The 21,818-nt window shown below is 72.3% G+C and carries 20 protein-coding genes; 4 read left to right on the top strand and 16 right to left on the bottom strand.

Annotated elements, in window-relative coordinates:
* Window positions 1-67: 67 nt before the first annotated feature.
* From E6R62_RS20450 to E6R62_RS20440, 3 genes are all read right to left on the bottom strand, one after another.
* A complete protein-coding gene (locus tag E6R62_RS20450) occupies window positions 68-655 on the bottom strand; it encodes a 1-acyl-sn-glycerol-3-phosphate acyltransferase (RefSeq protein WP_240801796.1) in 588 nt (195 codons plus the stop codon).
* Between the two features lie 56 nt (window positions 656-711).
* Entirely contained in the window at window positions 712-1,419 is a 708-nt protein-coding gene (gene cmk / locus E6R62_RS20445; protein WP_136214935.1) for a (d)CMP kinase, read from the bottom strand.
* A gap of 106 nt (window positions 1,420-1,525) precedes the next feature.
* Complete coding sequence (locus E6R62_RS20440) at window positions 1,526-2,614, bottom strand: prephenate dehydrogenase (RefSeq protein ID WP_136214934.1); 1,089 nt, start codon at window positions 2,612-2,614, stop codon at window positions 1,526-1,528.
* A 97-nt stretch (window positions 2,615-2,711) separates the two neighbouring features.
* On the opposite strand from E6R62_RS20440, the gene E6R62_RS20435 reads away from it, so the two are divergent.
* The 3 genes from E6R62_RS20435 (at window position 2,712) to E6R62_RS20425 (ending at window position 4,367) form a co-directional block, all read left to right on the top strand.
* Window positions 2,712-3,053: a DUF952 domain-containing protein gene (locus tag E6R62_RS20435; protein WP_136214933.1), complete on the top strand. Its 342-nt coding sequence runs from the start codon at window positions 2,712-2,714 to the stop codon at window positions 3,051-3,053.
* Between the two features lie 98 nt (window positions 3,054-3,151).
* Window positions 3,152-3,625: a Rieske (2Fe-2S) protein gene (locus E6R62_RS20430; protein ID WP_136214932.1), complete on the top strand. Its 474-nt coding sequence runs from the start codon at window positions 3,152-3,154 to the stop codon at window positions 3,623-3,625.
* Between the two features lie 28 nt (window positions 3,626-3,653).
* Window positions 3,654-4,367, top strand: a complete 714-nt coding sequence (locus E6R62_RS20425; RefSeq protein ID WP_136214931.1) for a nucleotidyltransferase domain-containing protein — start codon at window positions 3,654-3,656, stop codon at window positions 4,365-4,367.
* A 44-nt stretch (window positions 4,368-4,411) separates the two neighbouring features.
* Here the strand turns inward: E6R62_RS20425 and E6R62_RS20420 are convergent, their stop codons facing one another.
* From E6R62_RS20420 to E6R62_RS20360, 13 genes are all read right to left on the bottom strand, one after another.
* Window positions 4,412-5,461 carry an ADP-ribosylglycohydrolase family protein gene (locus E6R62_RS20420; protein WP_136214930.1) on the bottom strand — a complete coding sequence of 350 codons (1,050 nt, stop codon included), beginning with the start codon at window positions 5,459-5,461 and terminating at the stop codon, window positions 4,412-4,414.
* Entirely contained in the window at window positions 5,458-6,189 is a 732-nt protein-coding gene (locus tag E6R62_RS20415) for an NUDIX domain-containing protein (RefSeq protein ID WP_136214929.1), read from the bottom strand. Before E6R62_RS20415 ends, E6R62_RS20420 begins: the two co-directional genes overlap by 4 nt.
* Complete coding sequence (locus E6R62_RS20410; RefSeq protein ID WP_136214928.1) at window positions 6,186-7,343, bottom strand: AAA family ATPase; 1,158 nt, start codon at window positions 7,341-7,343, stop codon at window positions 6,186-6,188. The genes E6R62_RS20415 and E6R62_RS20410 overlap by 4 nt, the downstream gene beginning before the upstream one ends.
* Window positions 7,340-7,951, bottom strand: coding sequence for a nicotinamide riboside transporter PnuC (pnuC, locus tag E6R62_RS20405; RefSeq protein ID WP_136214927.1), 612 nt, complete (start codon window positions 7,949-7,951; stop codon window positions 7,340-7,342). Before pnuC ends, E6R62_RS20410 begins: the two co-directional genes overlap by 4 nt.
* A gap of 163 nt (window positions 7,952-8,114) precedes the next feature.
* A complete protein-coding gene (locus tag E6R62_RS20400; RefSeq protein ID WP_136214926.1) occupies window positions 8,115-9,434 on the bottom strand; it encodes a pseudouridine synthase in 1,320 nt (439 codons plus the stop codon).
* A complete protein-coding gene (scpB, locus tag E6R62_RS20395) occupies window positions 9,434-10,063 on the bottom strand; it encodes an SMC-Scp complex subunit ScpB (protein WP_136214925.1) in 630 nt (209 codons plus the stop codon). Before scpB ends, E6R62_RS20400 begins: the two co-directional genes overlap by 1 nt.
* Window positions 10,060-11,229, bottom strand: a complete 1,170-nt coding sequence (locus E6R62_RS20390; protein ID WP_136214924.1) for a ScpA family protein — start codon at window positions 11,227-11,229, stop codon at window positions 10,060-10,062. The genes scpB and E6R62_RS20390 overlap by 4 nt, the downstream gene beginning before the upstream one ends.
* A gap of 503 nt (window positions 11,230-11,732) precedes the next feature.
* Window positions 11,733-12,242: a hypothetical protein gene (locus E6R62_RS20385; RefSeq protein ID WP_136214923.1), complete on the bottom strand. Its 510-nt coding sequence runs from the start codon at window positions 12,240-12,242 to the stop codon at window positions 11,733-11,735.
* Window positions 12,227-13,264 carry a ParA family protein gene (locus E6R62_RS20380; RefSeq protein ID WP_240801789.1) on the bottom strand — a complete coding sequence of 346 codons (1,038 nt, stop codon included), beginning with the start codon at window positions 13,262-13,264 and terminating at the stop codon, window positions 12,227-12,229. Before E6R62_RS20380 ends, E6R62_RS20385 begins: the two co-directional genes overlap by 16 nt.
* 449 nt (window positions 13,265-13,713) lie before the next feature.
* Window positions 13,714-14,829: an alanine dehydrogenase gene (gene ald, locus E6R62_RS20375; protein WP_136214921.1), complete on the bottom strand. Its 1,116-nt coding sequence runs from the start codon at window positions 14,827-14,829 to the stop codon at window positions 13,714-13,716.
* Between the two features lie 152 nt (window positions 14,830-14,981).
* Window positions 14,982-16,946 carry an AAA family ATPase gene (locus E6R62_RS20370; protein WP_240801788.1) on the bottom strand — a complete coding sequence of 655 codons (1,965 nt, stop codon included), beginning with the start codon at window positions 16,944-16,946 and terminating at the stop codon, window positions 14,982-14,984.
* A gap of 142 nt (window positions 16,947-17,088) precedes the next feature.
* A complete protein-coding gene (locus tag E6R62_RS20365; RefSeq protein WP_240801787.1) occupies window positions 17,089-17,766 on the bottom strand; it encodes an NUDIX hydrolase in 678 nt (225 codons plus the stop codon).
* A gap of 77 nt (window positions 17,767-17,843) precedes the next feature.
* Complete coding sequence (locus tag E6R62_RS20360) at window positions 17,844-19,505, bottom strand: CTP synthase (RefSeq protein WP_136214919.1); 1,662 nt, start codon at window positions 19,503-19,505, stop codon at window positions 17,844-17,846.
* Window positions 19,506-19,977: 472 nt separating this feature from the next.
* On the opposite strand from E6R62_RS20360, the gene E6R62_RS20355 reads away from it, so the two are divergent.
* Window positions 19,978-21,783: a glycoside hydrolase family 15 protein gene (locus tag E6R62_RS20355; RefSeq protein WP_206308785.1), complete on the top strand. Its 1,806-nt coding sequence runs from the start codon at window positions 19,978-19,980 to the stop codon at window positions 21,781-21,783.
* The last annotated feature ends 35 nt before the right edge of the window (window positions 21,784-21,818 follow it).

The raw sequence follows: 21,818 nt of genomic DNA, 5'->3' as shown, positions 1-21,818 counted from the left end.
TTCCTCGTCGTCCGTGGTGATCGGTGGCAACCGCGCAGCGCGGTTCCACTACTAGGTCAAGTCTCGCTCAGCGCCCGGTGAGGCGCTTGGCGTCGGCCAGGTGGGCGGTCAGCCGGTCCTGGATGCGTACGGTGGCCCCGTCCAGCGCGGTGCGCGTGCGGCGGCCGGTGCCGTCCCCGGCGTCGAAGGCGGAGCCGAACACGACGTCCACCCGGCTCTTGAACGCCGGTAGTCCCTTCACGAGCCTGCCGCGGCTCTCGGTGCTGCCGAGGACCGCGACGGGCACGATGGGCGCGCCGCTGCGCACGGCGAAGTACGCGAGTCCGGCGCGCAGCGAGGCGAAGTCGCCGTCGCCGCGGGTGCCCTCGGGGAAGATCCCGAGCGCGCCGCCGTTCTCCAGGACGCCGAGGGCGCGGCTGACGGCGGTCCGGTCGGTCCCGGTCCGGTCCACCTTCACCTGCCCGATCCCTTCCAGGAAGGGTCCGAGGGGGCCGACGTACGCTTCCTTCTTGATCAGGAAGTGCAGCGGCCGCGGCGCGGTGCCCATGACCATGGGGCCGTCTATGTTGTGGGAGTGATTCACGGCGAGGATCACGGGGCCCGTGGCGGGCACCCGCCAGGCGCCCAGTACGCGCGGCTTCCACAGCCCGTACATGAGGCCGATGCCGATCCGCCGCCCGATCGCCGCACCCTTGAGGGAGGGCGTATCGCTCACCTGCGTACCGCCCGCTTCTCTTCCACCAGGGTGACCACGCACTCTATGACCTGCTCCATCGTCAGGTCGGTGGTGTCGACCTCGACGGCGTCGGCGGCCTTGGCCAGCGGGGAGGTCTTGCGCCCGGAGTCGGCCGCGTCCCGCTTGATCAGGGCTTCCTTGGTCGCCGCGAGGTCCGTGGCCTCCTTGCCGCGCAGCTCTCCGTTGCGGCGGGCGGCGCGGGCCTCGGCGGAGGCGGTGAGGAACACCTTGAGGTCGGCGTCGGGCAGGACGGTGGTCCCGATGTCGCGGCCCTCGACCACGATGCCGTCGGCGTCCCGGGCGGCCTCGGCGGCGATGGAACGCTGGAGGTCGGTGATCAGGGCGCGCACCTCGGGTACCGCGCTGACGGCGCTGACCTTGGAGGTGACCTCCTGGGTGCGGATCGGGCCGGAGGCGTCGAGACCGTCGACCGTGATGGTCGGCGCGCTCGGGTCCGTGCCGGAGACGATGGCGGGCTTGCCGGCCGCGAGGGCGATCGCGTAGGGGTCGTCGGTGTCGACGCCGTTGGTGATCATCCACCAGGTGATGGCCCGGTACTGGGCACCGGTGTCCAGGTAGCGCAGGCCGAGCTTCGCGGCCACGGCCTTGGACGTGCTGGACTTGCCCGTGCCGGAGGGACCGTCGATGGCGACGATCACGGCGGCCGGAGCTGCGGTTTCCACGGTGCGGGCACCTTCCTGGTTGCGCGTACGTGTCCGGGCGCGCCAAGAGCGCCCCTCCCCCAGGTTACCGGGCTTTCCGGCGCCCCCTCTCCTGTCCGGCCACGCGCTACTGCTGGCGCAGCGCCCAGCCGCGCTCGCGCAGCTCCGCCTCCAGGACGGGCACGGCCTTCGGCTCCACCATCAGCTGCACGAGGCCCGCCTGCTGCCCGGTCGCGTGCTCGATCCGCACGTCCTCGATGTTGACCCCCGCCCGGCCGGCGTCCGCGAAGATGCGGGCCAGCTCGCCCGGGCGGTCGCTGATGAACACCCCGACCGTCTCGTACGCCATGGGCGCCGCCCCGTGCTTGCCCGGGACCCGGACCCGGCCCGCGTTGCCCCGCCTCAGGACGTCCTCGATGCCGGCCGCGCCGCCGCGCCGCTCGGCCTCGTCGCCGGACTGGAGCCCGCGCAGGGCCTCGACCGTCTCCTCCAGGTCGGCGGCGATCCCGGCCAGCACGTCGGCCACCGGCCCCGGGTTCGCGGACAGGATCTCCACCCACATCCGAGGGTCGGAGGCCGCGATGCGCGTCACGTCCCGGATGCCCTGTCCGCAGAGCCGGACCGCCGTCTCGTCCGCGTCCTCCAGCCGCGCCGCCACCATGCTCGACACCAGCTGCGGGGTGTGCGAGACCAGGGCCACCGCCCGGTCGTGCGCGTCCGCGTCCATCACCACCGGCACGGCCCGGCACAGGGCCACCAGTTCCAACGCCAGGTTCAGCACCTCGTGGTCGGTGTCCCGGGTGGGGGTGAGCACCCAGGGCCGGCCCTCGAACAGGTCCGCGGTCGCGGCGAGGGGGCCCGACCGCTCCTTGCCGGCCATCGGGTGGGTGCCGATGTACGCCGACACGTCCGCGCCGAGCGCCGCCAGCTCCCGTCGGGGGCCGCCCTTGACGCTCGCGACGTCGACGTAGGCGCGGGCCAGGCCGCGTCCGATCGCGTCGGCCAGCGCCGCCGCGACATGCGCCGGTGGCACGGCCACGATCGCGAGGTCGACCGTCCCTTCGAGGGGCTCGTCGGTGCCCGCGCCCAAGGCCGCCGCCGTACGGGCCTGCGCCGGGTCGTGGTCGACGAGGTGGACGTTGACGCCCCGGGCGGTCAGGGCGAGCGCCGCGGAGGTGCCGATCAGTCCGGTTCCGATGACGACGGCGGTTCTCACGGGGTGCTCCAGGGTGATCGCGTGACGGCGGGCCTGACTCAGGGTAGCCGGCCCAGGCGGGAGGGGGCCCGCCGCCCGGTGCGGTAGAACGGGCGCCATGATCTTCCACATCGTCCCGCTCGCCGACTGGACCGCCGCCCCGGACCTGCCGTACGCCCCGCCCTCGCTCGCCTCGGAGGGGTTCGTGCACTGCTCGGCCGACCGGGCGACCGCCCTCGCGATCGTCGAGACCCACTACCGGGAGACGCCCGGGACCCTGCTGGCCGTGGAACTCGACGAGGGCGCGCTGCTTGCGGAGGTCCGCCGCGAGGGTGATCCCGGGGGGCGCTACCCCCATGTACACGGTCCGTTGAACCGGGACGCGGTGAGCCGCGTGTGGGAAGTCGTACGCACACCAGGCCGTCCCGCCTCACTGGCCCCATGGGGGCCGGGAATCTGAGGCAAGGTCGGACAGCATGGCGCGGCGGGCTTCTCTCGGGGGCCGGACCGCGCCAGGATGCTGCTCGCCCAGAGGCCACGAAGCGAGGAGAACGTCCCATGAGCGAGCCCACACCCGCCGCCCGGCGCACCGTCCTGGCGGCAGGGGCGGTGGCCCTCGCAGGCGGCACCCTGGCCGCCTGCGGCAGTGACGACAAGCCCAAGGGGGACTCCGGCAGCGCTCCGGCCCCGGAGTCGCCCGCCTCCGCACCCGCGTCCGCAGCGCCTTCCTCGGGAGGCGCCGGCAAGACCCTCCTGAAGTCCTCGGCCGTGCCCGTCGGCGGCGGGACGATCCTGAAGGCCGAGAAGCTGGTCGTCACCCAGCCGACGGCGGGCTCCTTCCGCTGCTTCACGGCGGTGTGCACGCACCAGGGCTGCATCGTGGGGACGGTGGCGAACGGCACCATCGACTGCCCCTGCCACGGCAGCAAGTTCAAGATCGCCGACGGGGCGGTGGCCCACGGCCCGGCGACCCGCCCGCTCGCGGAGCAGCGGATCACCGTGGCCCCGGACGGCGATATCTCCCTCGCGTAGGGGGCGCGTCCCCGCCTACGCTCCGGGGATGAACGAGCCGACCACGTCCCGGGAGACCCACCTCGCCCTCGTACGCGACCACACGGTGTACGCGTGCGTCATGGGCTCCCGGGCGTTCGGCCTGGCGACCGAGGCGAGCGACACCGACCGGCGCGGCGTCTACCTCGCCCCGACGCCGCTGTTCTGGCGGTTCGAGAAGCCGCCCACCCATGTGGAGGGGCCCCGGGACGAGGAGTTCTCCTGGGAGCTGGAACGATTCTGCGAGCTTGCCCTGCGCGCCAATCCGAACGTCCTGGAGTGCCTGCACTCACCGCTGGTGGAACGGCTCTCCCCGATGGGCGAGGAACTCCTCTCCCTGCGCCCCGCCTTCCTCTCGCGCAAGGCCCACGCCAGTTTCACCCGTTACGCCGCCGGCCAGCACCGCAAACTCCTCGCGGACGTCCGTGTCCACGGCGCTCCCCGCTGGAAGCACGCCATGCACCTGCTGCGGCTGCTCCTGTCCTGCCGCGACCTGCTGCGCACGGGCCGCCTGACGATCGACGTGAGCCCACACCGCGAAGCGCTCCTCGCGGTCAAGCGCGGCGAGGCGACCTGGGCCGAGACGGACGCCTGGATGTCCCTTCTCACGCAGGAGTGCGAGTCGGCCCTCGCCATGAGCCCGCTGCCCGCCGAGCCGGACACCGCCCGTGTGGCGGACTTCCTCCACCGCGCCCGCCGCGCCTCGGCCGCCCTGGCGTCGTAGGCCCCTCGTCGAGGTCCCGCCCGGCCCCGCGGTCGGCGCACAGCCTAGGCGTCCCAGAGAGACCCGAACTCCAGCAGCTCGTCGCGGTGTTCGATACGGTCCTGCCAGTCGGCGGGCCAGGCCGACGCGCCGAGGTGGGCGCCCGCGAAGGCGCCGGCGAGGCAGGCGAGGGAGTCCGAGTCGCCCCGGGTGCAGGCGGCGCGGCGCAGGGCCAGGAGCGGGGCGTCGGGGAAGAGGAGGAAGCACTGCAGGGCCGTCGCGAGGGCCTCCTCGGCGATCCAGCCGTCGCCCGTGGTGAGGCAGGGGTCCGTCTCGGGAGAGGGGCTCCGCAGGGCCGCGGCGAGGCGGTCGAGGACGGCTAGGCACTCGTCCCAGCCCCGCGCCATGAAGGACTCCGGGCCGGCGTCCGAGGCGGTGCGCATCCACAGGTCGCCCAGCCAGCGCTCGTGGTAGCGGGTGCGGTTGTCCAGGGCGTAGGAGCGCAGCAGGCCGACGAGGCCCGTGGGCTCGGCGCCCCGCGCCAGCAGGTGGACGGCGTGCGCCGTGAGGTCGGAGGCGGCCAGCGCCGTCGGGTGGCCGTGCGTGAGGGCCGACTGGAGCTGGGCCGCGCCCGCCCGCTCCTCGTCCGTCCAGCCGGGCACCAGGCCCACGGGGGCGACCCGCATGTTCGCCCCACACCCCTTGGAGCCGATCTGGGAGGCGTCGCGCCAGTCCCGCCGAGGCTCGTCCAGCAGCCGGCAGGCCCGCAGGCAGGTGTTGCCGGGGGCCCGGTTGTTCTCCGGGGAGTGGTACCAGTCGACGAACTCCTCCCGGACCGGCCGCGTCAGCCGCAGCGGGCCGATCGGGCCGCGGTCCGTCGCCGTGCGGATGCCGCGGGCCAGCGCCAGTGTCATCTGGGTGTCGTCCGTGATGAGCGCCGGGCGGGGCAACGCCATCTCCCGCCACGGCCCGGTCTTCGCGAGGATCGACGGCACGTCGTTGAACTCCGTCGGGAAGCCGAGGGCGTCGCCCAGGGCCAGCCCGATCAGGGCGCCGGTCGCGGCGCGCTTCGCCGCCCGGTCCTGGGCGGGCTTCGCGGTCGTCGTCTGCGTCATCGCTGGTGTCCTTCCGTGGGGCGGAGCAGGGGAGGGTGCAGGGCCGTCGCCGGCCCGGGGCGGTACAGCGCGGCCGGTTTGCCTCGGCCGCCGGTCAGCCGGGCGGCTCCGGGGACGGCCTCGACGAAGCCGGGCGTCGCAAGGACCTTGCGGCGGAAGTTGGGGCGGTCCAGGGCCGTGCCCCATACGGTCTCGTAAACGGCTTGGAGCTCGCCGAGGGTGAACTCGGGCGGGCAGAAGGCGGTGGCCAGGCAGGTGTACTCCAGCTTCGAACCCACCCGGGAGCGGGCGTCCGCCAGGATCACCGCGTGGTCGAACGCCAGGCCGACCGCCTCGTCCACGGGCACCCAGCGGGCCCGGTCGGCGTCACCGCCGCCGGTCGCCGCCGGCTCGGGCAGGTCGGGGACCAGCGCCGTGAACGCCACCGAGACCACCCGCATCCGGGGGTCGCGGTCGGGTTCGCTGTAGGTGCGCAGTTGTTCGAGGTGCAGGGCCTCCACCAGCTCGGGCGCCAGGCCGGTCTCCTCGGCGAGTTCCCGGCGGGCGGCGGTCTCAGCCGACTCCCGGGGCAGGATGAAGCCGCCGGGGAGCGCCCAGGCGCCGGCGTACGGTTCCTGCCCGCGCCGGATCAGCAGGACGTGCAGGGCGCCGCCGCGGACGGTGAGGACGGCGAGGTCCACCGTCACGGCGAACGGCGCGAAGGCGTGCGGGTCGTAGACCGCGTTCACGGTTCCTCCGAACCGACGCCGCCCGGCCGCGGTGGGTGCTCCGGCCGCCTTGCGTGGTCGGGCCGGCGTACGTTCTCGGGCAGCGGGTCCGCGAAGTACCAGCCCTCGGCGAGCAGTCCGTCGACCGCCGTCACGGCCGCGGCCAGTCGCGCCTCGCGGTCGCCGCGCATGACGAGGAACCGCCTGCCGGTCCGCTCCAGTTCCTCCCGGAACCGGCTCGTCATCCAGGGCCGCAGGTGCTCTCCGTCGCGCAGGCCGTCGTCCTCGAACGGCACGTCCGCGTCGTCCGTCAGCAGGTACAGGTCGCGCCGGGTCTGGGCGGCGATCTTCTCCACCTCCTCGTTGCGCTCCCCCAGGTACCGCTCGTGCCAGATCCCGGTGGCGAAGGAGTCGGTGTCGCAGAACAGCACCGGCGAGCCCGACCTGGCGGCCCGCTCCTCGTCCGCGTCCTGCCGCCGGGCGATCACCGGGAACTCGCGGGAGGCGAACGTCACGTCCGCCCAGGAGGCGTCCCGATCGGCCGCCCGCGCCGCCGCGAGCTTCTCCTCGCTGTACCGGCGGCCGTACTCGGCGACCCAGCCGGTCTTGGACCACACCCCGCCCCGCCGCCGGTAGTGGGCAGCCAGGTCGAGGGACAGCGTCGTCGTGCCCGTGGACTCGGCGCCCAGGACGACGACCCGCCGGGTCAGGGCGGCCCGTACCCCGGCTCCGAGGAACTCCCAGCAGCCGGCCGGGTCGGCGCGCACGGCCGTCCCCGAGACGGGGAACAAGGTCCGCTCCCGGTCCACGAGGACCTCCTGGGCGCCGAACCGCCGCGCCAGTTCGCTCCCGTACGCCTCCGAGGTGAAGACGGCGTCCACGCGCCGGGGCACCGCGGCCCGGAAGATCGCCATGTGGGCCTCCCAGACCGCCGGGTCGTGCAGGTCGACGGGGATGTCGTCGACCGCGCCGACCACGTGGGCGCCCGGGTGTTCCTCACTCATCCAGGCGACCCGGTCCGCCAGCGGCACCGTCTCGACCGAGGCCGCGCAGACCAGGACGGTCAACCGCTCGCACTGGTCCTGCGCGGTGCGCACCAGGTGGTGGTGGCCGGCGTGCGGCGGATAGAACTTGCCCAACACCAGCCCGTGCCCGTACCGCTTCCCGCCGCTCACGCCGTCGCCTCCGCGGCCGTACGGGCGCCACGGCCGGTCGACAGCTCGCGGCGCCAGCCCGCCAGCCCGACCACGCACAGGAGGAGGAAGCCGCCGTAGAGGACGGAGGTCAGGTAGAGCCCCTTGTAGACGTACAGCGGGATGTAGACGAGGTCGGCGGCGATCCACAGCCACCAGGACTCGAACAGCTTGCGGCACTGTCCGTAGGTCGCCATGAGGGACAGCGCGGTGGTCAGCGCGTCCCAGAACGGCACGGTGGAGTCGGTCACCCGGCCGAGCAGCAGCGTCAGGCCGAGCACCCCCACCGCCCCCGCCGCGGCGAGCGCGGCCCATTCGGCGCGCGTGGTGCGGCGCACCGGCAGGGCCGTGGCGGTTCCTGGTCCACCCCCGTGGGTCCAGGACCACCAGCCGTACGCGGCGAGGGCGATGAAGACGATCTGCAGTCCGGCGTCCGCGTAGAGGCCGGACCGCGCGAACAGCACGATGAAGAAAATGTTGTTGGCGATGCCGATCGGCCAGTTGGCGATGTGCTGCCGGGCCACCAGCCACACGCACCAGGCGCCCGTGGCCGATCCGAGGATCTCGGTCCAGCTCGTGTTCCAGCCCATGACGGCCCCACTCCTTTTATAGTCATGATGACTATAAACATCCCCGCGTCGACGGACAAGGGGAAAGCCCGCATACGGGAGAACCCGCGGCGCCCGAAGGCACCGCGGGTTCTCCCGTACGGTTCCGCGCGTCATACGCGCTCGGCGGAAGGCCGCGTAATGGCTACAGACCGACCTCGCGCATCAGCATGCCGACCTCGGTGTTGGTCAGGCGGCGCAGCCAGCCGGACTTCTGGTCGCCCAGCTCGATCGGCCCGAAGGAGGTGCGCACGAGCTTGTCGACCGGGAAGCCGGCCTCCGCCAGCATGCGGCGGACGATGTGCTTGCGGCCCTCGTGCAGGGTCACCTCGACCATGTAGTTCTTGCCGACCTGGTCCAGGACGCGGAAGTTGTCGGCGCGGGCGTAGCCGTCCTCCAACTCGATGCCGTCCTTGAGGCGCTTGCCGATGTCCCGGGGCAGGGAGCCGGTGATGGCCGCGACGTAGGTCTTCTGCACGCCGTACTTGGGGTGCGTGAGGCGGTGGGCCAGCTCACCGTGGTTGGTGAGCAGGATGATGCCCTCGGTCTCGGTGTCGAGCCGACCCACGTGGAACAGCCGCGTCTCGCGGTTGGTGACGTAGTCGCCGAGGCACTGACGGCCGTCCGGGTCCTCCATGGTGGAGACGACGCCGGCGGGCTTGTTCAGCGCGAAGAACAGGTACGACTGGGTGGCGACGGTCAGACCGTCCACCTTGATCTCGTCCTTCGGCTGGACGCGCTTGCCCTGCTCCAGCACGACCTCGCCGTTGACCTCGACGCGGGCCTGCTCGATGAGCTCCTCGCAGGCGCGGCGCGAGCCCATGCCGGCGCGGGCGAGCACCTTCTGCAGACGCTCGCCCTCCTCCTCGGCGCCCGGGAAGGTCTTCGGGGTCTTGATCACGGGCTTGTCGGCGTACCGGTCGCGCACGCGCTCCTCGATCCGCGCGTCCAGCTCGCGGGGGCGCGACTGGCCGCTGCGGCTGCCGGGGCCGCGGCGCGGGCCGCCCGCCCCGCCGATGCCGGGGGTCTTGGAGGTCTTGGGGCCGCCCTTGGCGCCACCGCGCGCCGCCGTGCCGCGGGCACCGCCCCGGCCGCCGTCGGAGGCGCCGCGCGCGCCGCCGCCGCCCGCCTTCGGGCCGCTGCGGCCCGACCGCTCGCCCTCGGGGCCGACGTCGTAGCGCCGCTCCTCGGGGCGGGGGTTGCGCGGACGCTGGGGCGCCTGGTCGCGGTCACGGTCGCGGAAGCCGCCCGCTCCCGCGCTCGTACCCGAGCCGCCGCCGCCGCGGTAGCCACCACCGCCGCCGGAGCCGCTACCGCGGTAGCCGCCGCCACCGCCGGAGCCGCTACCGCCGCCGCGGTAACCACCGCCCGCGCCGGAGCCGCCGCCGCGGGAGCTCCCGCGTCCGCCACCACCGCCGCCGCTGTTCCTGTTGCCGCCGCCGTTGCCGTTACCGCTGCTTCGCATCAAAGTTCCGTCGTCTTGTCGTCTTCATCGTTATCCGGTGCATCCGGATCGAACGACGGAACACCCTCTTGCGTCTCGGCTTCGATCGCGTCCGCCTCGGGGAGGAAGGGCGCGAGCTCCGGGAGCTCGTCCAGGCCGCGCAGGCCCATCCGCTCCAGAAAGTAGTTCGTCGTCCTGTACAGGATCGCACCTGTTTCGGGTTCCGTCCCCGCCTCGGCCACCAGACCGCGCTGGAGCAGGGTCCGCATGACCCCGTCGCAGTTGACCCCGCGGACCGCCGAGACCCGTGACCGGCTCACCGGCTGGCGGTACGCGACGATCGCCAGGGTCTCCAGGGCCGCCTGGGTGAGACGGGCCTGTTGGCCGTCCAGTACGAAGGCCTCGACCGCCGGGGCGTACTCGGCGCGGCTGTAGAACCGCCAGCCGCCGGCGACGGGGCGCAACTCGAATCCGCGCCGCTGGACGGTGTACTCGTCGGCCAGCTCGCGCAGGGCGTCCGCCACCTCCCGGGGGGTGCGGTCCAGCACCTTGGCGAGGTGTTCCTCGGTCGCGGGCTCGTCCACGACCATGAGGACGGCCTCCAGGGCGCCCTTGAGCGCGAGCCCGGCCGGCTCGGCCACCTCCGTCATTCCTTCGCCTCCACGATCTGATCGAACTCGTCCGTCACCCTCGGCATACCGTCGCCGTCCCCGCCGCTCCAGCGCACCGTGAGCGCACCGAGGGCCTCCTCCTGGTCGAGGACCACGGCCTTCTCCCGGTAGAGCTCCAGCAGGGCCAGGAAGCGCGCGACGACGGTGAGCGTGTCGGGGGCGCCGGCGGTGAGCTCCTGGAAAGTGGCCTCGCCGCGCGCCTTGAGCAGGGCGACGACCAGGCCGGCCTGCTCGCGGACGCTGACGAGCGGGGCGTGGATGTGCTCGACGTAGACCTGGGGCTCCGCGCGCGGACGCATGGCCTGCACGGCGAGCCGGGCGAAACCGTCGGCGCCGATGCTGATGACGACCTCGGGCAGCAGCTCGGCGTGGTGCGGCTCCAGCCCCACGGTACGGGGGTACCGCTTGCCCTCCTGCCGGGACCAGTCCTCGAAGAGGCCGGCGACCTGCTTGTACGCGCGGTACTGGAGCAGCCGGGCGAAGAGCAGGTCGCGGGCCTCCAGCAGGGCGAGGTCGGCCTCGTCCTCGACCTCGGCGGCGGGAAGGAGGCGGGCGGCCTTGAGGTCGAGGAGGGTCGCGGCCACGACGAGGAACTCGCTGGTCTGGTCGAGGTCCCAGTCGGGGCCCATGGCCCGGATGTACGCCATGAACTCGTCGGTGACCCGGGAGAGGGCGACTTCGGTGACGTCGAGCTTGTGCCGGGAGATCAACTGGAGGAGCAGGTCGAAGGGCCCCTCGAAGTTGGCCAGCCGCAAGGTGAACCGCCGCTCCCCCGCTCCCCGCCCCTGGGACGGGTCCGGCGGGCCCGCGCCCGGGTCCGCCGCCGGACGCGGGTCCCCGGCCGGCTCGGACGAGCCGTGGTGGTGGGTCTCGGCGGGGGCCGGCGGGTGCGCGGGGGCGAGGACGCCGGCGACCGGGGCCCCGGGTACACGGGGGTCGCGAACCGGACCGTCGGCGGCGGGGACGGCGGGGTCCTCGGCCGGCGCACGGCCCGCCTCCGGACGGCGTGGTCCGTGTCCCTCGGCCTCGGCGCCGTCCGCGTCGGGGGCGGTCGGGACCACCTGCGGGGCGTCCGGGGCAGCGCCACCCGGGCCGCGCCCCAGATGGCGACGGGCCGGGCGGCCGGGTTCGGCGGGAGCGGACATCGGAATCCAGATTCGGGTGGTGCGGGGGAAGAGCGTGCCAGCAGCCTAACCACCGGCCCGGCCGCAGCCCCCGCGCCCCACCGCCGCCCCCGCGCCCGAGCGCCGGCGGCGTCCGGTCGAACGGGAGCGGCGCCGTACCGCGATCGCCCGCGACGGCGCCGTCCGGGCCACGCCCGGCCCGTGCCGGCGACACCGGTCACACCCTCCGGTGGGCCTCCCCTCAGGGACGCGCCGGACCGGCGGTGCCCGACGTGGCCTCGGGGCGCGGCCCCGGTGTGAAAGATGGGTGCCCCTGCGGCGTCGGGCACCCGTCCGGGGAGCCGGGGCGCGGCCGGCAGACCTCGCCGGTACCAAGGAGACCGGGAAAGCGGGTTGCCACGGACGCCCCGAGCGAATCGATACGGACTCCGCCGGCGCAGGGGCCGGGCCGTCGCGTTCGTCGGCCGGCGGCCCGCCACGGGAGCGCGGGCCGGGGTCCCCGCGGTCGGGGCCGTCCGGCGGTCTCAGCGGCCGCGCAGGCGGCGGACCAGGATGCTCGCGTCCCCGCGGGACTCCAGGTCGGCCAGGACCACCGCCACCGCCTCGCGGACGATACGGCCGCGGTCGACCGCCAGGCCGTGCTCCCCGCGCAACACCAGCCGCGCGTGCTCCAGGTCCATCAGCTCCTCGGCGGAGACGTAGACCGTGATCTTCTCGTCGTGCCGCTCGCGCCCGCTGGGGCGCCGGTTCGCACCCCGGCCCTGCCCCTTGCCGGACCGGGGCGACGACGCCCCGGCGGCGGTGGCAGAACCTTCCTGCGGCCGCCGTTGCGCGCCCACCGCGGGTTCGCCGGCCTCCCGGCCGACCCGACCCTCGGCCGCCGTGTGCTCCGGCGCGGCCGAAGACGAAGGCGCTGGTGAACCCGTCGTCGCCGGTTCGTCCACGCCCCGCCTCGGCGAGGACGACTGGAGCGCCATCCCCCCGGTCGTACGGAACAGTTCGTCGGCTCCGGGCAGACTCACTCGGCGGGACACCGGGCGAGCACCTCCCTGGCCAGCTGGCGGTAGGCGGCGGCGCCGACGGAGTTGGAGGCGTACGTGGTGATCGGCTCACCGGCGACCGTGGTCTCCGGGAAGCGCACCGTACGGCCGATGACCGTGTGGTAGACGTGGTCGTCGAACGCCTCGACGACGCGCGCCAGCACCTCGCGGCTGTGCACCGTGCGGGAGTCGTACATCGTGGCGAGGATGCCGTCCAGCTCCAACTCCGGGTTGAGCCGCTCCTGCACCTTCTCGATCGTCTCGGTCAGCAGCGCCACACCGCGCAGCGCGAAGAACTCGCACTCCAGCGGGACGATGACCTTGTGAGCCGCCGTCAGGGCGTTCACGGTCAGCAGGCCGAGCGAGGGCTGACAGTCGATCACGATGTAGTCGTAGTCCTGCATCAGCGGCTTGAGCGCCCGCTGGAGCGTGGACTCGCGCGCGACCTCGCTGACCAACTGCACTTCGGCGGCGGACAGGTCGATGTTGCTCGGCAGCAGGTCCATGTTCGGAACGGCCGTCTTGAGCAGCACCTCGTCGGCCGACATGCCCCGCTCCATGAGCAGGTTGTAGACCGTCAGGTCGAGTTCCATCGGGTTGACACCGAGGCCCACGGACAGCGCGCCCTGGGGGTCGAAGTCGACGAGCAGCACGCGGCGCCCGTACTCGGCGAGCGCGGCGCCCAGGTTGATGGTCGACGTGGTCTTGCCCACGCCGCCCTTCTGGTTGCACATCGCGATGATCTTCGCGGGACCGTGGTCGGTCAGCGGGCCCGGGATCGGGAAGTACGGCAGCGGCCGTCCGGTCGGGCCGATCCGCTCGCGGCGCTGGCGGGCAGCGTCCGGGGCGAGAGTGGCCGCGTACTCGGGGTCGGGCTCGTACTCCGCGTCGGGGTCGTAGAAGTGCCCTTCGGGCACCTGGTCGTAGTCGGCGAATCCCACGGGCTGTTCGCCGCTCGGGTCGCCGGCCCTGGAGTTCACGTCTAGGCCGTCCATGCTCTTTCGGGGCGTCGTCATGTGCTGGTGGTTTGCGAAGGTGCGGACTGCGACGGAGCCGACAGCCTCGGCCCCGGCGGAACCTCGGTCCCGCTCTGGCGCTCCTGCTCGACCACCCCCAGGAGCAAATGTCGACTCATTCACAAGTCGTCTTACCTCCTCGGACGTGACCAGGACACTTATCGATAGGTCAGCGTGGCACCATGCCGACGGTTGGCGACTCTATGGCGTGTCACCACTCAGCGGCAACACAATCCACCGGACCCGCCGCGTTGTGTCGGCAAGCGAACACCACTCTGTCAAGGGCGTACGAGCTGTCACTACGAAGTTTCGCGGGTGCGCGAAAGGGTTAAAGGGTTACGTTCGAGGCGAGTTGAACGGCATCCCCGCGCACCGCGCAAACGCGTCCGGCCGGACCTTGGGGGCAAGGTCCGGCCGGAGACGTGAGATTGACGTCAGTCGTTGACGGGTCAGCCGAGCAGCGTGTTCACCGGCAGGACCTCAAGACCGTGGGCCTCGGCGACCGGGCCGTAAACGACCTTGCCGTCATGCGTGTTGAGACCCAGCGCGAGCGCCGGGTCACGACGCAGCGCCTCGACCCAGCCGAGGTTCGCGAGCTGCACGATGTACGGCAGGGTCGCGTTGGTGAGGGCGTAGGTGGAGGTGTTCGGCACGGCGCCCGGCATGTTGGCGACGCAGTAGAAGACCGAGTTGTGGACCTGGAAGGTCGGCTCGGCGTGGGTGGTCGGACGGGAGTCCTCGAAGCAGCCGCCCTGGTCGATCGCAATGTCGACAAGGACACTTCCGGGCTTCATCTTGGCGACGAGCTCGTTGGTGACCAGCTTGGGCGCCTTCGCACCCGGGATCAGCACCGCGCCGATGACCAGGTCGGCCTCGATGACGGCCTTCTCCAGCTCGTAGGCGTTGGAGACGATCGTCTTGATCTTCGTGCCGAAGACCTTGTCGGCCTCGCGGAGCTTGTTGATGTCCTTGTCGAGCAGGGTCACGTGGAAGCCCATGCCGATGGCGATCTGCGCGGCGTTCCAGCCGGAGACGCCGCCGCCGATGACCACGCACTCGCCGGCGTGGGTGCCGGGGACACCGCCGGGGAGCACGCCGCGGCCGCCGGCCGAGCGCATCAGGTGGTAGGCGCCGACCTGCGGGGCCAGACGGCCCGCGACCTCGGACATCGGGGCGAGCAGCGGGAGCGCGCGGTTCGCGAGCTCGACCGTCTCGTACGCGATGGCGGTGGTGCCGGACTCCAGCAGGGCGTCCGTGCACTCGCGGGAGGCCGCCAGGTGCAGGTAGGTGAAGAGGGTCTGGTCCTTGCGGAGGCGGTGGTACTCCTCGGCGATCGGCTCCTTGACCTTCAGCAGCAGGTCGGCGGTCTGCCAGACCTCGTCGGCGGTACCGAGGATCTCGGCGCCCGCGGCGACGTACTCGGCGTCCGTGATCGAGGAGCCGACACCGGCGTTCTGCTCGACGAAGACCTGGTGGCCGTTACGGACGAGCTCGTGGACACCGGCGGGGGTGATGGCCACGCGGAACTCGTTGTTCTTGACCTCGCGGGGGATGCCGACCTTCATCGTCGATCACGGTCCTTGACTCAGGGGATATAACGGGGCACTTCCATACATACCCGCCCACAAGAACGCGCAACGGGATGCACCACGGGATGTCGTGGTGAAGCCAGTCTAATGAAGGACGACGCGCTGTCTAGCCTTGCAAACAAATAATCTCAGTCGAAATCACTGCGGATTTCGCAGGCTGCGGGGTCGTCTCCCAGCAACCTGTCGGCTGCGGACCTGTGCAGTCGCGCCGCCGCCGGGTCGCCCAGCCGGTCGAGGGTGTCGGCCAGCCGGACCTGGAGCGCGGCCTGGAGTCGCAGGTCTCCCGCCTTGCGGGCCAGCTCCACCGCCTGGCGGCAGGTGTGGAGCGATTCGGCGGGCCTGCCGGCGTATTCCTGAATGCGCGCCATCTCGCTCAACGCCTTTGCCTGGCCCGGGACATCGGCCAGTTTCCGGTACCCCGCCGCGGCCGCCCGCCAACTGCGCAGCGCGTCCCCGTACCGACCCGCGTAGGTGTGTACGTTGCCCAGCCGTCCGTACAGCCTCGCCTCGTCCGCGCGCTCCCCCCGGGTGAGCGCCTGGGACAGGGCCCGGCCGAACCAGTCGCAGGCCCGGTGCCAGTCCGCCATCTCCTGGTAGGCGCCGCCTACGGATTCCATCGCGCGGCCCGTCGCGTACGGGTCGTTCGCCGCCTTTCCCGCGTCCAACGCGGCCCGATAGCGCTCCAGGGCCTCCTGGGTGCGGCCCGTCTCGGCGTCCAGATCGGCCAGGTTCAGCAGCGCGGCGGCCCGCTCCCGGTGCAGGCCGCGGCGTTCCGCGACACCCAGGACCAGGCGGTGCAGCCCGTACAGCTCGGGCGCCGCGGCGGCGGTGCCGCGGTGCTCGGCCAGGGCGCGCACCAGGGCGGCGACCAGCCGTCGGGCGAGCGTGTCCAGCTCCCCGTCCGCCACGGCCAGCGAGGCCGAGGCGATCAGGGCGGGCAGCCGGGTGTCGAGCCAGGTGGCCGCCGCGCGCCGGTCGGGGAAGCGCAGCGCGCGCGGCAGCCCGTCCAGCCGCTCCCTTACGTGTTCCTCGTCGTCCCCGGCCATCGCCCGGCAGGAGCCCAGCAGCCGTACGGTCCGCTCCAGCATCCTGGCCCGGGCCAGCTGCACCTCGGTCGGGCGCTCCTTGGTCTCCAGCAGCGCCCGCAGCAGCGGTGCGAGGCAACCGGGCAGCAGGAACAGTCCGTCCTGCGCGTGCCGGACGAGGCCCAGCCCGGCGAAGTCCTCCAGGGTGGACTGCGCGGCGGCCACGGAGCAGCCGGCGAGGGCGGAGGCGGTGTGCGAGTCGACGATCCCGGCGGGCGCGAGCGGAAGCAGCCGCAGGGTGCGCTGGGCGGGCTGCGGCAGGGACTCGTAGACGAGCCGGAAGGCACGGCCGAGCGGTCCGTCGGTGCCGGGCGGCATGTCGTGGAGCTGCTTGGCCACGTCGGCGACGGAGGCCTGCGGATGCGCGGCGAGCCAGCCTCCGGCCAGCTTGAGCGCGGCGGGCTGCCCCCCGCACTCCTGGGCCAGGGCTTCGGCGGCGAGCGGGTCGACGGTGATCCGGGTGTCCCGGATGCCGCCGGCGAGCATCTTGACCGCCGAGGGGGTGTCGAGCCCGCCCAGGGTGCACGGGCGGACGTCCGGAATCCCGGTGAGGGGGCCCTCGGAGGTGACGACGACCAGGCATTCCGGGGTGTCGGGCAACAAGGCGTCGACCTGGTGCGGGTCGGCGGCGTCGTCGACGAGCAGGACGGCCCGCTTGCCCTTGAGCGCGGTGCGCAGGGCGGAGCTGAGGTCGTCCTCGCCGGCGCCGGGCGGGGTGGGCCGCCCCAGCCCCTCCAGCAGGGTGCGCACCGCCCGTTCGGTGGCGACGGTTCCCCCACCGGGCAGGGTGAGCCGTACTTTCAGCAGCCCGTCGGGGTATTCGTCGCGGACCTCCCGCACGAGTTCCTCGGCCAGCGCCGTGCGCCCCGAGCCGGGACGCCCGGCGATGAGGAGCACCCGCGCGCGGGGGGCCTTGGCCTTGCGGCCCGAGAGGGTGTCGAGTCCGGTCCGCGCGATGTCCTCGCGCAGCTCCTTGAGCTCACGCCGCCGCCCGACGAAATCCGTCACGGAATCCGCTCCTCTCCCTGCCCTTAGGGTTGCCGAGCGTAGTTCACGCAGAGCGACGGTCCGTGTGGAGCGCGGCGGATAGATCGCCCGATCGGATCAGCCGATCGTCACATCAGCGGCCATACGGCCCAGCGGTCGCTTCCTACGCCTCGAAGGGGCGGGCCGGCCAGGGTGCGAGGGCCGGGCGCAGGGAGTCCGTCCCGCCGTCGCGGGCGAGGGCAGCGGATAGCGCGAGGACCCCGGTCACCAGGCCGGGATTGCCCAGTTCGCCCGTGAGCACGCCGTGCACCAGTTCCGTCAGCGGGACCCGGGCCGACTCCATGTCGGCCTCTTCCTCGGACACCTCGAAGCGCTCCCTGGACGCCGGCGCCAGGTCGCGGGCGAGGAAGATCCGGACCGCCTCGTCGGAGCCGCCGGGGCTGGAGAAGAAGTCGACCAGCACCCGCCAGTCCCCCGCCTCGACGTGTGCCTCCTCGTACAGCTCCCGCTGCGCCGCGTGCAGCGGGTTCTCGCCCGGCACGTCCAGCAGTCCGGCGGGCAGCTCCCACAGCTTGTGCCGCACCGGGTGCCGGTACTGCTTGAGGACCAGGACGCGCTGCTGCTCGTCGAAGGCGAGGACGCACACGGAACCGGGGTGCACCTGGTAGTCGCGGCGCGCCACCGCCCCGTCCGGCATCCGCACCCGCTCCGAGCGGACCGCCGTCTTCGCGCCCCGGAAGGGGGTGTCGGAGTCGACGACCTCCCAGGACTGAGGTGTGTCCGCGATGTCGGTGCCGATCCCGGTGCCGATCCCGTTGTCGTTGCCCATGGTGACGCCCATGCCCAGTACCTTCCGGAGAAACGCGACAGCCGGGGCACGATCCGTGCCCCGGCTGCCTACGTTATGCGCTCAGGAGATCACTTCGCCGCCTGCTTGCGCTCCACCGCGGCCTTGACCAGGCCCGCGAACAGCGGGTGCGGTCGGGTCGGGCGGGAGCGGAGCTCCGGGTGGGCCTGGGTGGCCACCAGGTAGGGGTGGACCTCGCGCGGGTACTCGACGTACTCGACGAGCTTGTTGTCCGGGGAGGTTCCGGAGAAGACCAGGCCGGCCTTCTTCTCCAGCTCGCCGCGGTAGGCGTTGTTCACCTCGTAGCGGTGGCGGTGGCGCTCGTCCACGTACGCCTGGTCGCCGTAGACCTCGCGCACGATCGAACCCTCGGCGAGCTTCGCCGGGTACATGCCCAGGCGCATGGTGCCGCCCAGGTCGCCCGCGCCCTCGACGAAGGCCAGCTGCTCCTCCATGGTCGAGATGACCGGGTGCGGGGTGGACGCGTCGAACTCGGTGGAGTTCGCCTCCTCGATGCCCGCCAGGTTGCGCGCGGCCTCGATGACCACGCACTGCAGGCCCAGGCACAGGCCCAGCAGGGGGATCTTGTTCTCGCGGGCGTAGGTGATCGCGCCGACCTTGCCGTTGACGCCCCGGTCGCCGAAGCCGCCGGGCACGCAGATCGCGTCGACGTCACCGAGCTGCGCGGCGGCGTCCTCCGGCGTCTTGCAGTCGTCGGAGGTGACCCACTTGATCTGCACTCGGGCCCTGTTGGCGAAGCCGCCGGCGCGCAGCGCCTCGGTCACCGACAGGTAGGCGTCGGGCAGGTCGATGTACTTGCCGACGAGCGCGACCTTGACCTCGTGGTCGGGGTTGTGGACCCGGTCCAGCAGGTCCTCCCACACCGTCCAGTCGACGTCGCGGAAGGGCAGGTCGAGCTTGCGGACGACGTAGGCGTCCAATCCCTCGGTGTGCAGCACCTTCGGGATGTCGTAGATCGACTTGGCGTCGATCGCGGCGACCACCGCGGCCTCGTCGACGTCGCACATCAGCGAGATCTTGCGCTTGATGGAGGTCGGCACCTCGCGGTCGGCGCGCAGCACGATCGCGTCGGGCTGGATGCCGATGTTGCGCAGCGCCGCGACCGAGTGCTGGGTCGGCTTGGTCTTCAGCTCCCCGGACGGGCCGATGTAGGGGAGCAGCGAGATGTGCACGACGAAGACGTTGTCGCGGCCGACCTCGTGGCGGACCTGACGGACGGTCTCCAGGAACGGCAGCGACTCGATGTCGCCGACGGTGCCGCCGACCTCGGTGATGACGACGTCGACGTCGTCGGTCGCCATGCGCCGGATGCGGTGCTTGATCTCGTTGGTGATGTGCGGGATGACCTGCACGGTGTCACCGAGGTACTCGCCGCGCCGCTCCTTGGCGATGACCTGCGAGTAGACCTGGCCGGTGGTGACGTTGGCCGAGCCGTCGAGGTCGACGTCGAGGAAACGCTCGTAGTGGCCGATGTCCAGGTCGGTCTCGGCGCCGTCGTTGGTGACGAACACCTCGCCGTGCTGGAAGGGGTTCATCGTGCCCGGGTCGACGTTCAGGTACGGGTCGAGCTTCTGCATCGTGACCCGCAGGCCCCGCGCCTTCAGCAGCGCACCCAGGCTGGAGGCAGTCAGGCCCTTGCCGAGGGACGAAGCGACACCCCCGGTGACGAAGATGTGCTTGGTCGTCGAGGATGACGAATTTCGTGCCGGCATCGCCAAGAGGGGGCTCCCGTGGTCGCGAGGTGAGGTGCGTCCGACGCCGTTCCGCGGAGATCCGGAGGGGTCTCAGGGGGCGCCGAAGCTGCGGTTTCGGGGCTCCTGGTTCGCACAGGCAGACCACCGGTCCACGGGGTACCAGCCTATCAGCGCCCGGACCCGTCCGCCTCCGGCGGCGCTTCCCGGACCTTCGCCGAGCCCGGTTGCGACCGGTCCTGCCCGGGTATCCGCCCTGGTCACCCGTTCGGCTGAGTCGTATTGTCCCGGGGCTTAAGGGGATCACTAGTGTGCCGTCATATCCTGCTCGAATATCGCTGCACATCGCCGCCGAGCAGTCCGGCATACGGTGTAACCACGCCACATCCGGCAATCTAGGCTCGACGCGGGAACTACACACACACGAGACCGCGCATCCGCGCATTGCAAGCGCCCTCAGGGGCGGACGTGGCTGTTCGACTGGAGATGCAACGTGTCCGGGCGCATCGAGGATTACGCACTGATCGGCGACATGCAGACCGCGGCTTTGGTCTGCCGGGACGGGGCCGTGGATTGGGCATGCCTGCCACGCTTCGACTCCCATGCTGTCTTCGCGAGCATTCTCGGCACCGAGGAACACGGGTTCTGGCGGGTGGCACCCGCGGTCCCGTCCGGCACCCCGGCCCCCCGGGCCGACCGCCGGCGCTATCGCGGTGACTCGCTGGTGCTGGAATCGGAGTGGGACACGCCGCGGGGGACCGTGCGCGTCATCGACTTCATGCCTCCCCGTGAGGACCACGCCCCGCAGCTGATCCGCATCGTCGAGGGGGTCAGCGGCCGTGTCCCCATGCGCTCGGCCCTGCGGATGCGCTTCTCCTACGGGCGGATCGTGCCGTGGGTGCACAAGGTGGACGGGCGCACCGTCGCCGTCGCCGGCCCGGACTCGGTCTGGTTGGACACCGACGCGCAGACCTACGGCAAGGACCTGACCACCTACTCCGACTTCACCGTCGGGCCGGGTGACCGGGTGACCTTCGCCATCAGCTGGCAGCCCTCCCACAAGGGCGCCCCCGAGGAGCCCGACGCCGAGGCGGCCCTGGAGGCCACCGCCGACTTCTGGCGGGGCTGGGTCGAGCACTGCACGTACCACGGCCCCTACCGCGAGGCGGTGGTCCGCTCGCTCATCACGCTCAAGGCGCTGACCTACGCGCCCACGGGCGGCATCGTCGCCGCGCCGACCACCTCCCTCCCGGAGGAGATCGGCGGCGTACGGAACTGGGACTACCGCTACACCTGGCTGCGGGACGCGGCGATCACCCTCTCCTCGCTGCTGCGCACCGGCTACCGCGACGAGGCCTCCGCCTGGCGGGACTGGCTGCTGCGCGCGGTCGCCGGCGACCCGGAGAACCTGCAGATCATGTACGGGATCGCGGGCGAGCGGGAACTGGGCGAGACCGAGCTGGACTGGCTGCCGGGCTACGAGAACTCGCGCCCGGTCCGCGTCGGCAACGGCGCCGCCCACCAGCTCCAGCTCGACGTGTACGGCGAGGTCACCGAGGCCCTGCACCTGGGTCACATGACGGGACTGGCCCGCAACGACTACGCGTCGGTCCTCCAGTTGAAGCTGATCCGCTACCTGGAGACGCACTGGAACGAGCCGGACGAGGGCATCTGGGAAGTGCGCGGGCCGCGCCGCCACTTCGTGCACTCCAAGGTGATGGCCTGGGTCGCGGTCGACCGCACGGTCAAGCTGATCGAGAGCGGGGACGTGGACGGCCCGTTGGAGCGCTGGCGCGAGCTGCGCGACGAGATCCACGCCGACGTGTGCGAGAAGGGCTACGACAAGGAGCGCAACACCTTCACCCAGTCCTACGGGTCGAAGGAACTGGACGCCTCCTTGCTGCTGATCCCGCAGATGGGCTTCCTGCCGCCGGACGACAAGCGGGTCATCGGCACCATCGAGGCGATCCAGCGCGAGCTGTCCACCCCCGACGGTTTCATCCTGCGCTACCCGACGGCCGGCGAGGACGCGGGCGTCGACGGCCTGGAGGGCGACGAGGGGGCGTTCTTGGCCTGCTCGTTCTGGATGGCCGACGACCTCGCGATGATCGGCCGGGTCGACGAGGCCCGCCGGCTCTTCGAGAAGCTGCTGTCGCTGCGCAACGACCTGGGGCTGCTGGCGGAGGAGTGGGACCCCAAGCTCCAGCGCCAGGTGGGCAACTTCCCGCAGGCCTTCAGCCACGTTCCGCTGATCGACACGGCGCTGCGGCTGACGGCCAGCGGGGCCTACGGAGGCTGACGCCGGTCCCGGCGCGCTCCGCCGCGCCGGGACGG

It is taken from the genome of Streptomyces sp. A1136, assembly GCF_004795055.1.
Classification (GTDB): Bacteria; Actinomycetota; Actinomycetes; order Streptomycetales; family Streptomycetaceae; genus Streptomyces.
This window is presented reverse-complemented; position numbering and strand designations above follow the sequence as displayed.

Excerpts from the sequence above, each read along its gene's own strand:
- E6R62_RS20450 (WP_240801796.1), bottom strand. The coding sequence starts at position 655 with ATGTACGGGCTGTGGAAGCCGCGCGTACTGGGCGCCTGGCGGGTGCCC.
- E6R62_RS20435 (WP_136214933.1), top strand. The coding sequence starts at position 2,712 with ATGATCTTCCACATCGTCCCGCTCGCCGACTGGACCGCCGCCCCGGAC.
- E6R62_RS20430 (WP_136214932.1), top strand. The coding sequence starts at position 3,152 with ATGAGCGAGCCCACACCCGCCGCCCGGCGCACCGTCCTGGCGGCAGGG.
- E6R62_RS20425 (WP_136214931.1), top strand. The coding sequence starts at position 3,654 with ATGAACGAGCCGACCACGTCCCGGGAGACCCACCTCGCCCTCGTACGC.
- E6R62_RS20420 (WP_136214930.1), bottom strand. The coding sequence starts at position 5,461 with ATGACGCAGACGACGACCGCGAAGCCCGCCCAGGACCGGGCGGCGAAG.
- pnuC (WP_136214927.1), bottom strand. The coding sequence starts at position 7,951 with ATGGGCTGGAACACGAGCTGGACCGAGATCCTCGGATCGGCCACGGGC.
- E6R62_RS20400 (WP_136214926.1), bottom strand. The coding sequence starts at position 9,434 with ATGCGAAGCAGCGGTAACGGCAACGGCGGCGGCAACAGGAACAGCGGC.
- scpB (WP_136214925.1), bottom strand. The coding sequence starts at position 10,063 with ATGACGGAGGTGGCCGAGCCGGCCGGGCTCGCGCTCAAGGGCGCCCTG.
- E6R62_RS20390 (WP_136214924.1), bottom strand. The coding sequence starts at position 11,229 with ATGTCCGCTCCCGCCGAACCCGGCCGCCCGGCCCGTCGCCATCTGGGG.
- E6R62_RS20380 (WP_240801789.1), bottom strand. The coding sequence starts at position 13,264 with ATGACGACGCCCCGAAAGAGCATGGACGGCCTAGACGTGAACTCCAGG.
- ald (WP_136214921.1), bottom strand. The coding sequence starts at position 14,829 with ATGAAGGTCGGCATCCCCCGCGAGGTCAAGAACAACGAGTTCCGCGTG.
- E6R62_RS20365 (WP_240801787.1), bottom strand. The coding sequence starts at position 17,766 with ATGGGCGTCACCATGGGCAACGACAACGGGATCGGCACCGGGATCGGC.
- E6R62_RS20360 (WP_136214919.1), bottom strand. The coding sequence starts at position 19,505 with ATGCCGGCACGAAATTCGTCATCCTCGACGACCAAGCACATCTTCGTC.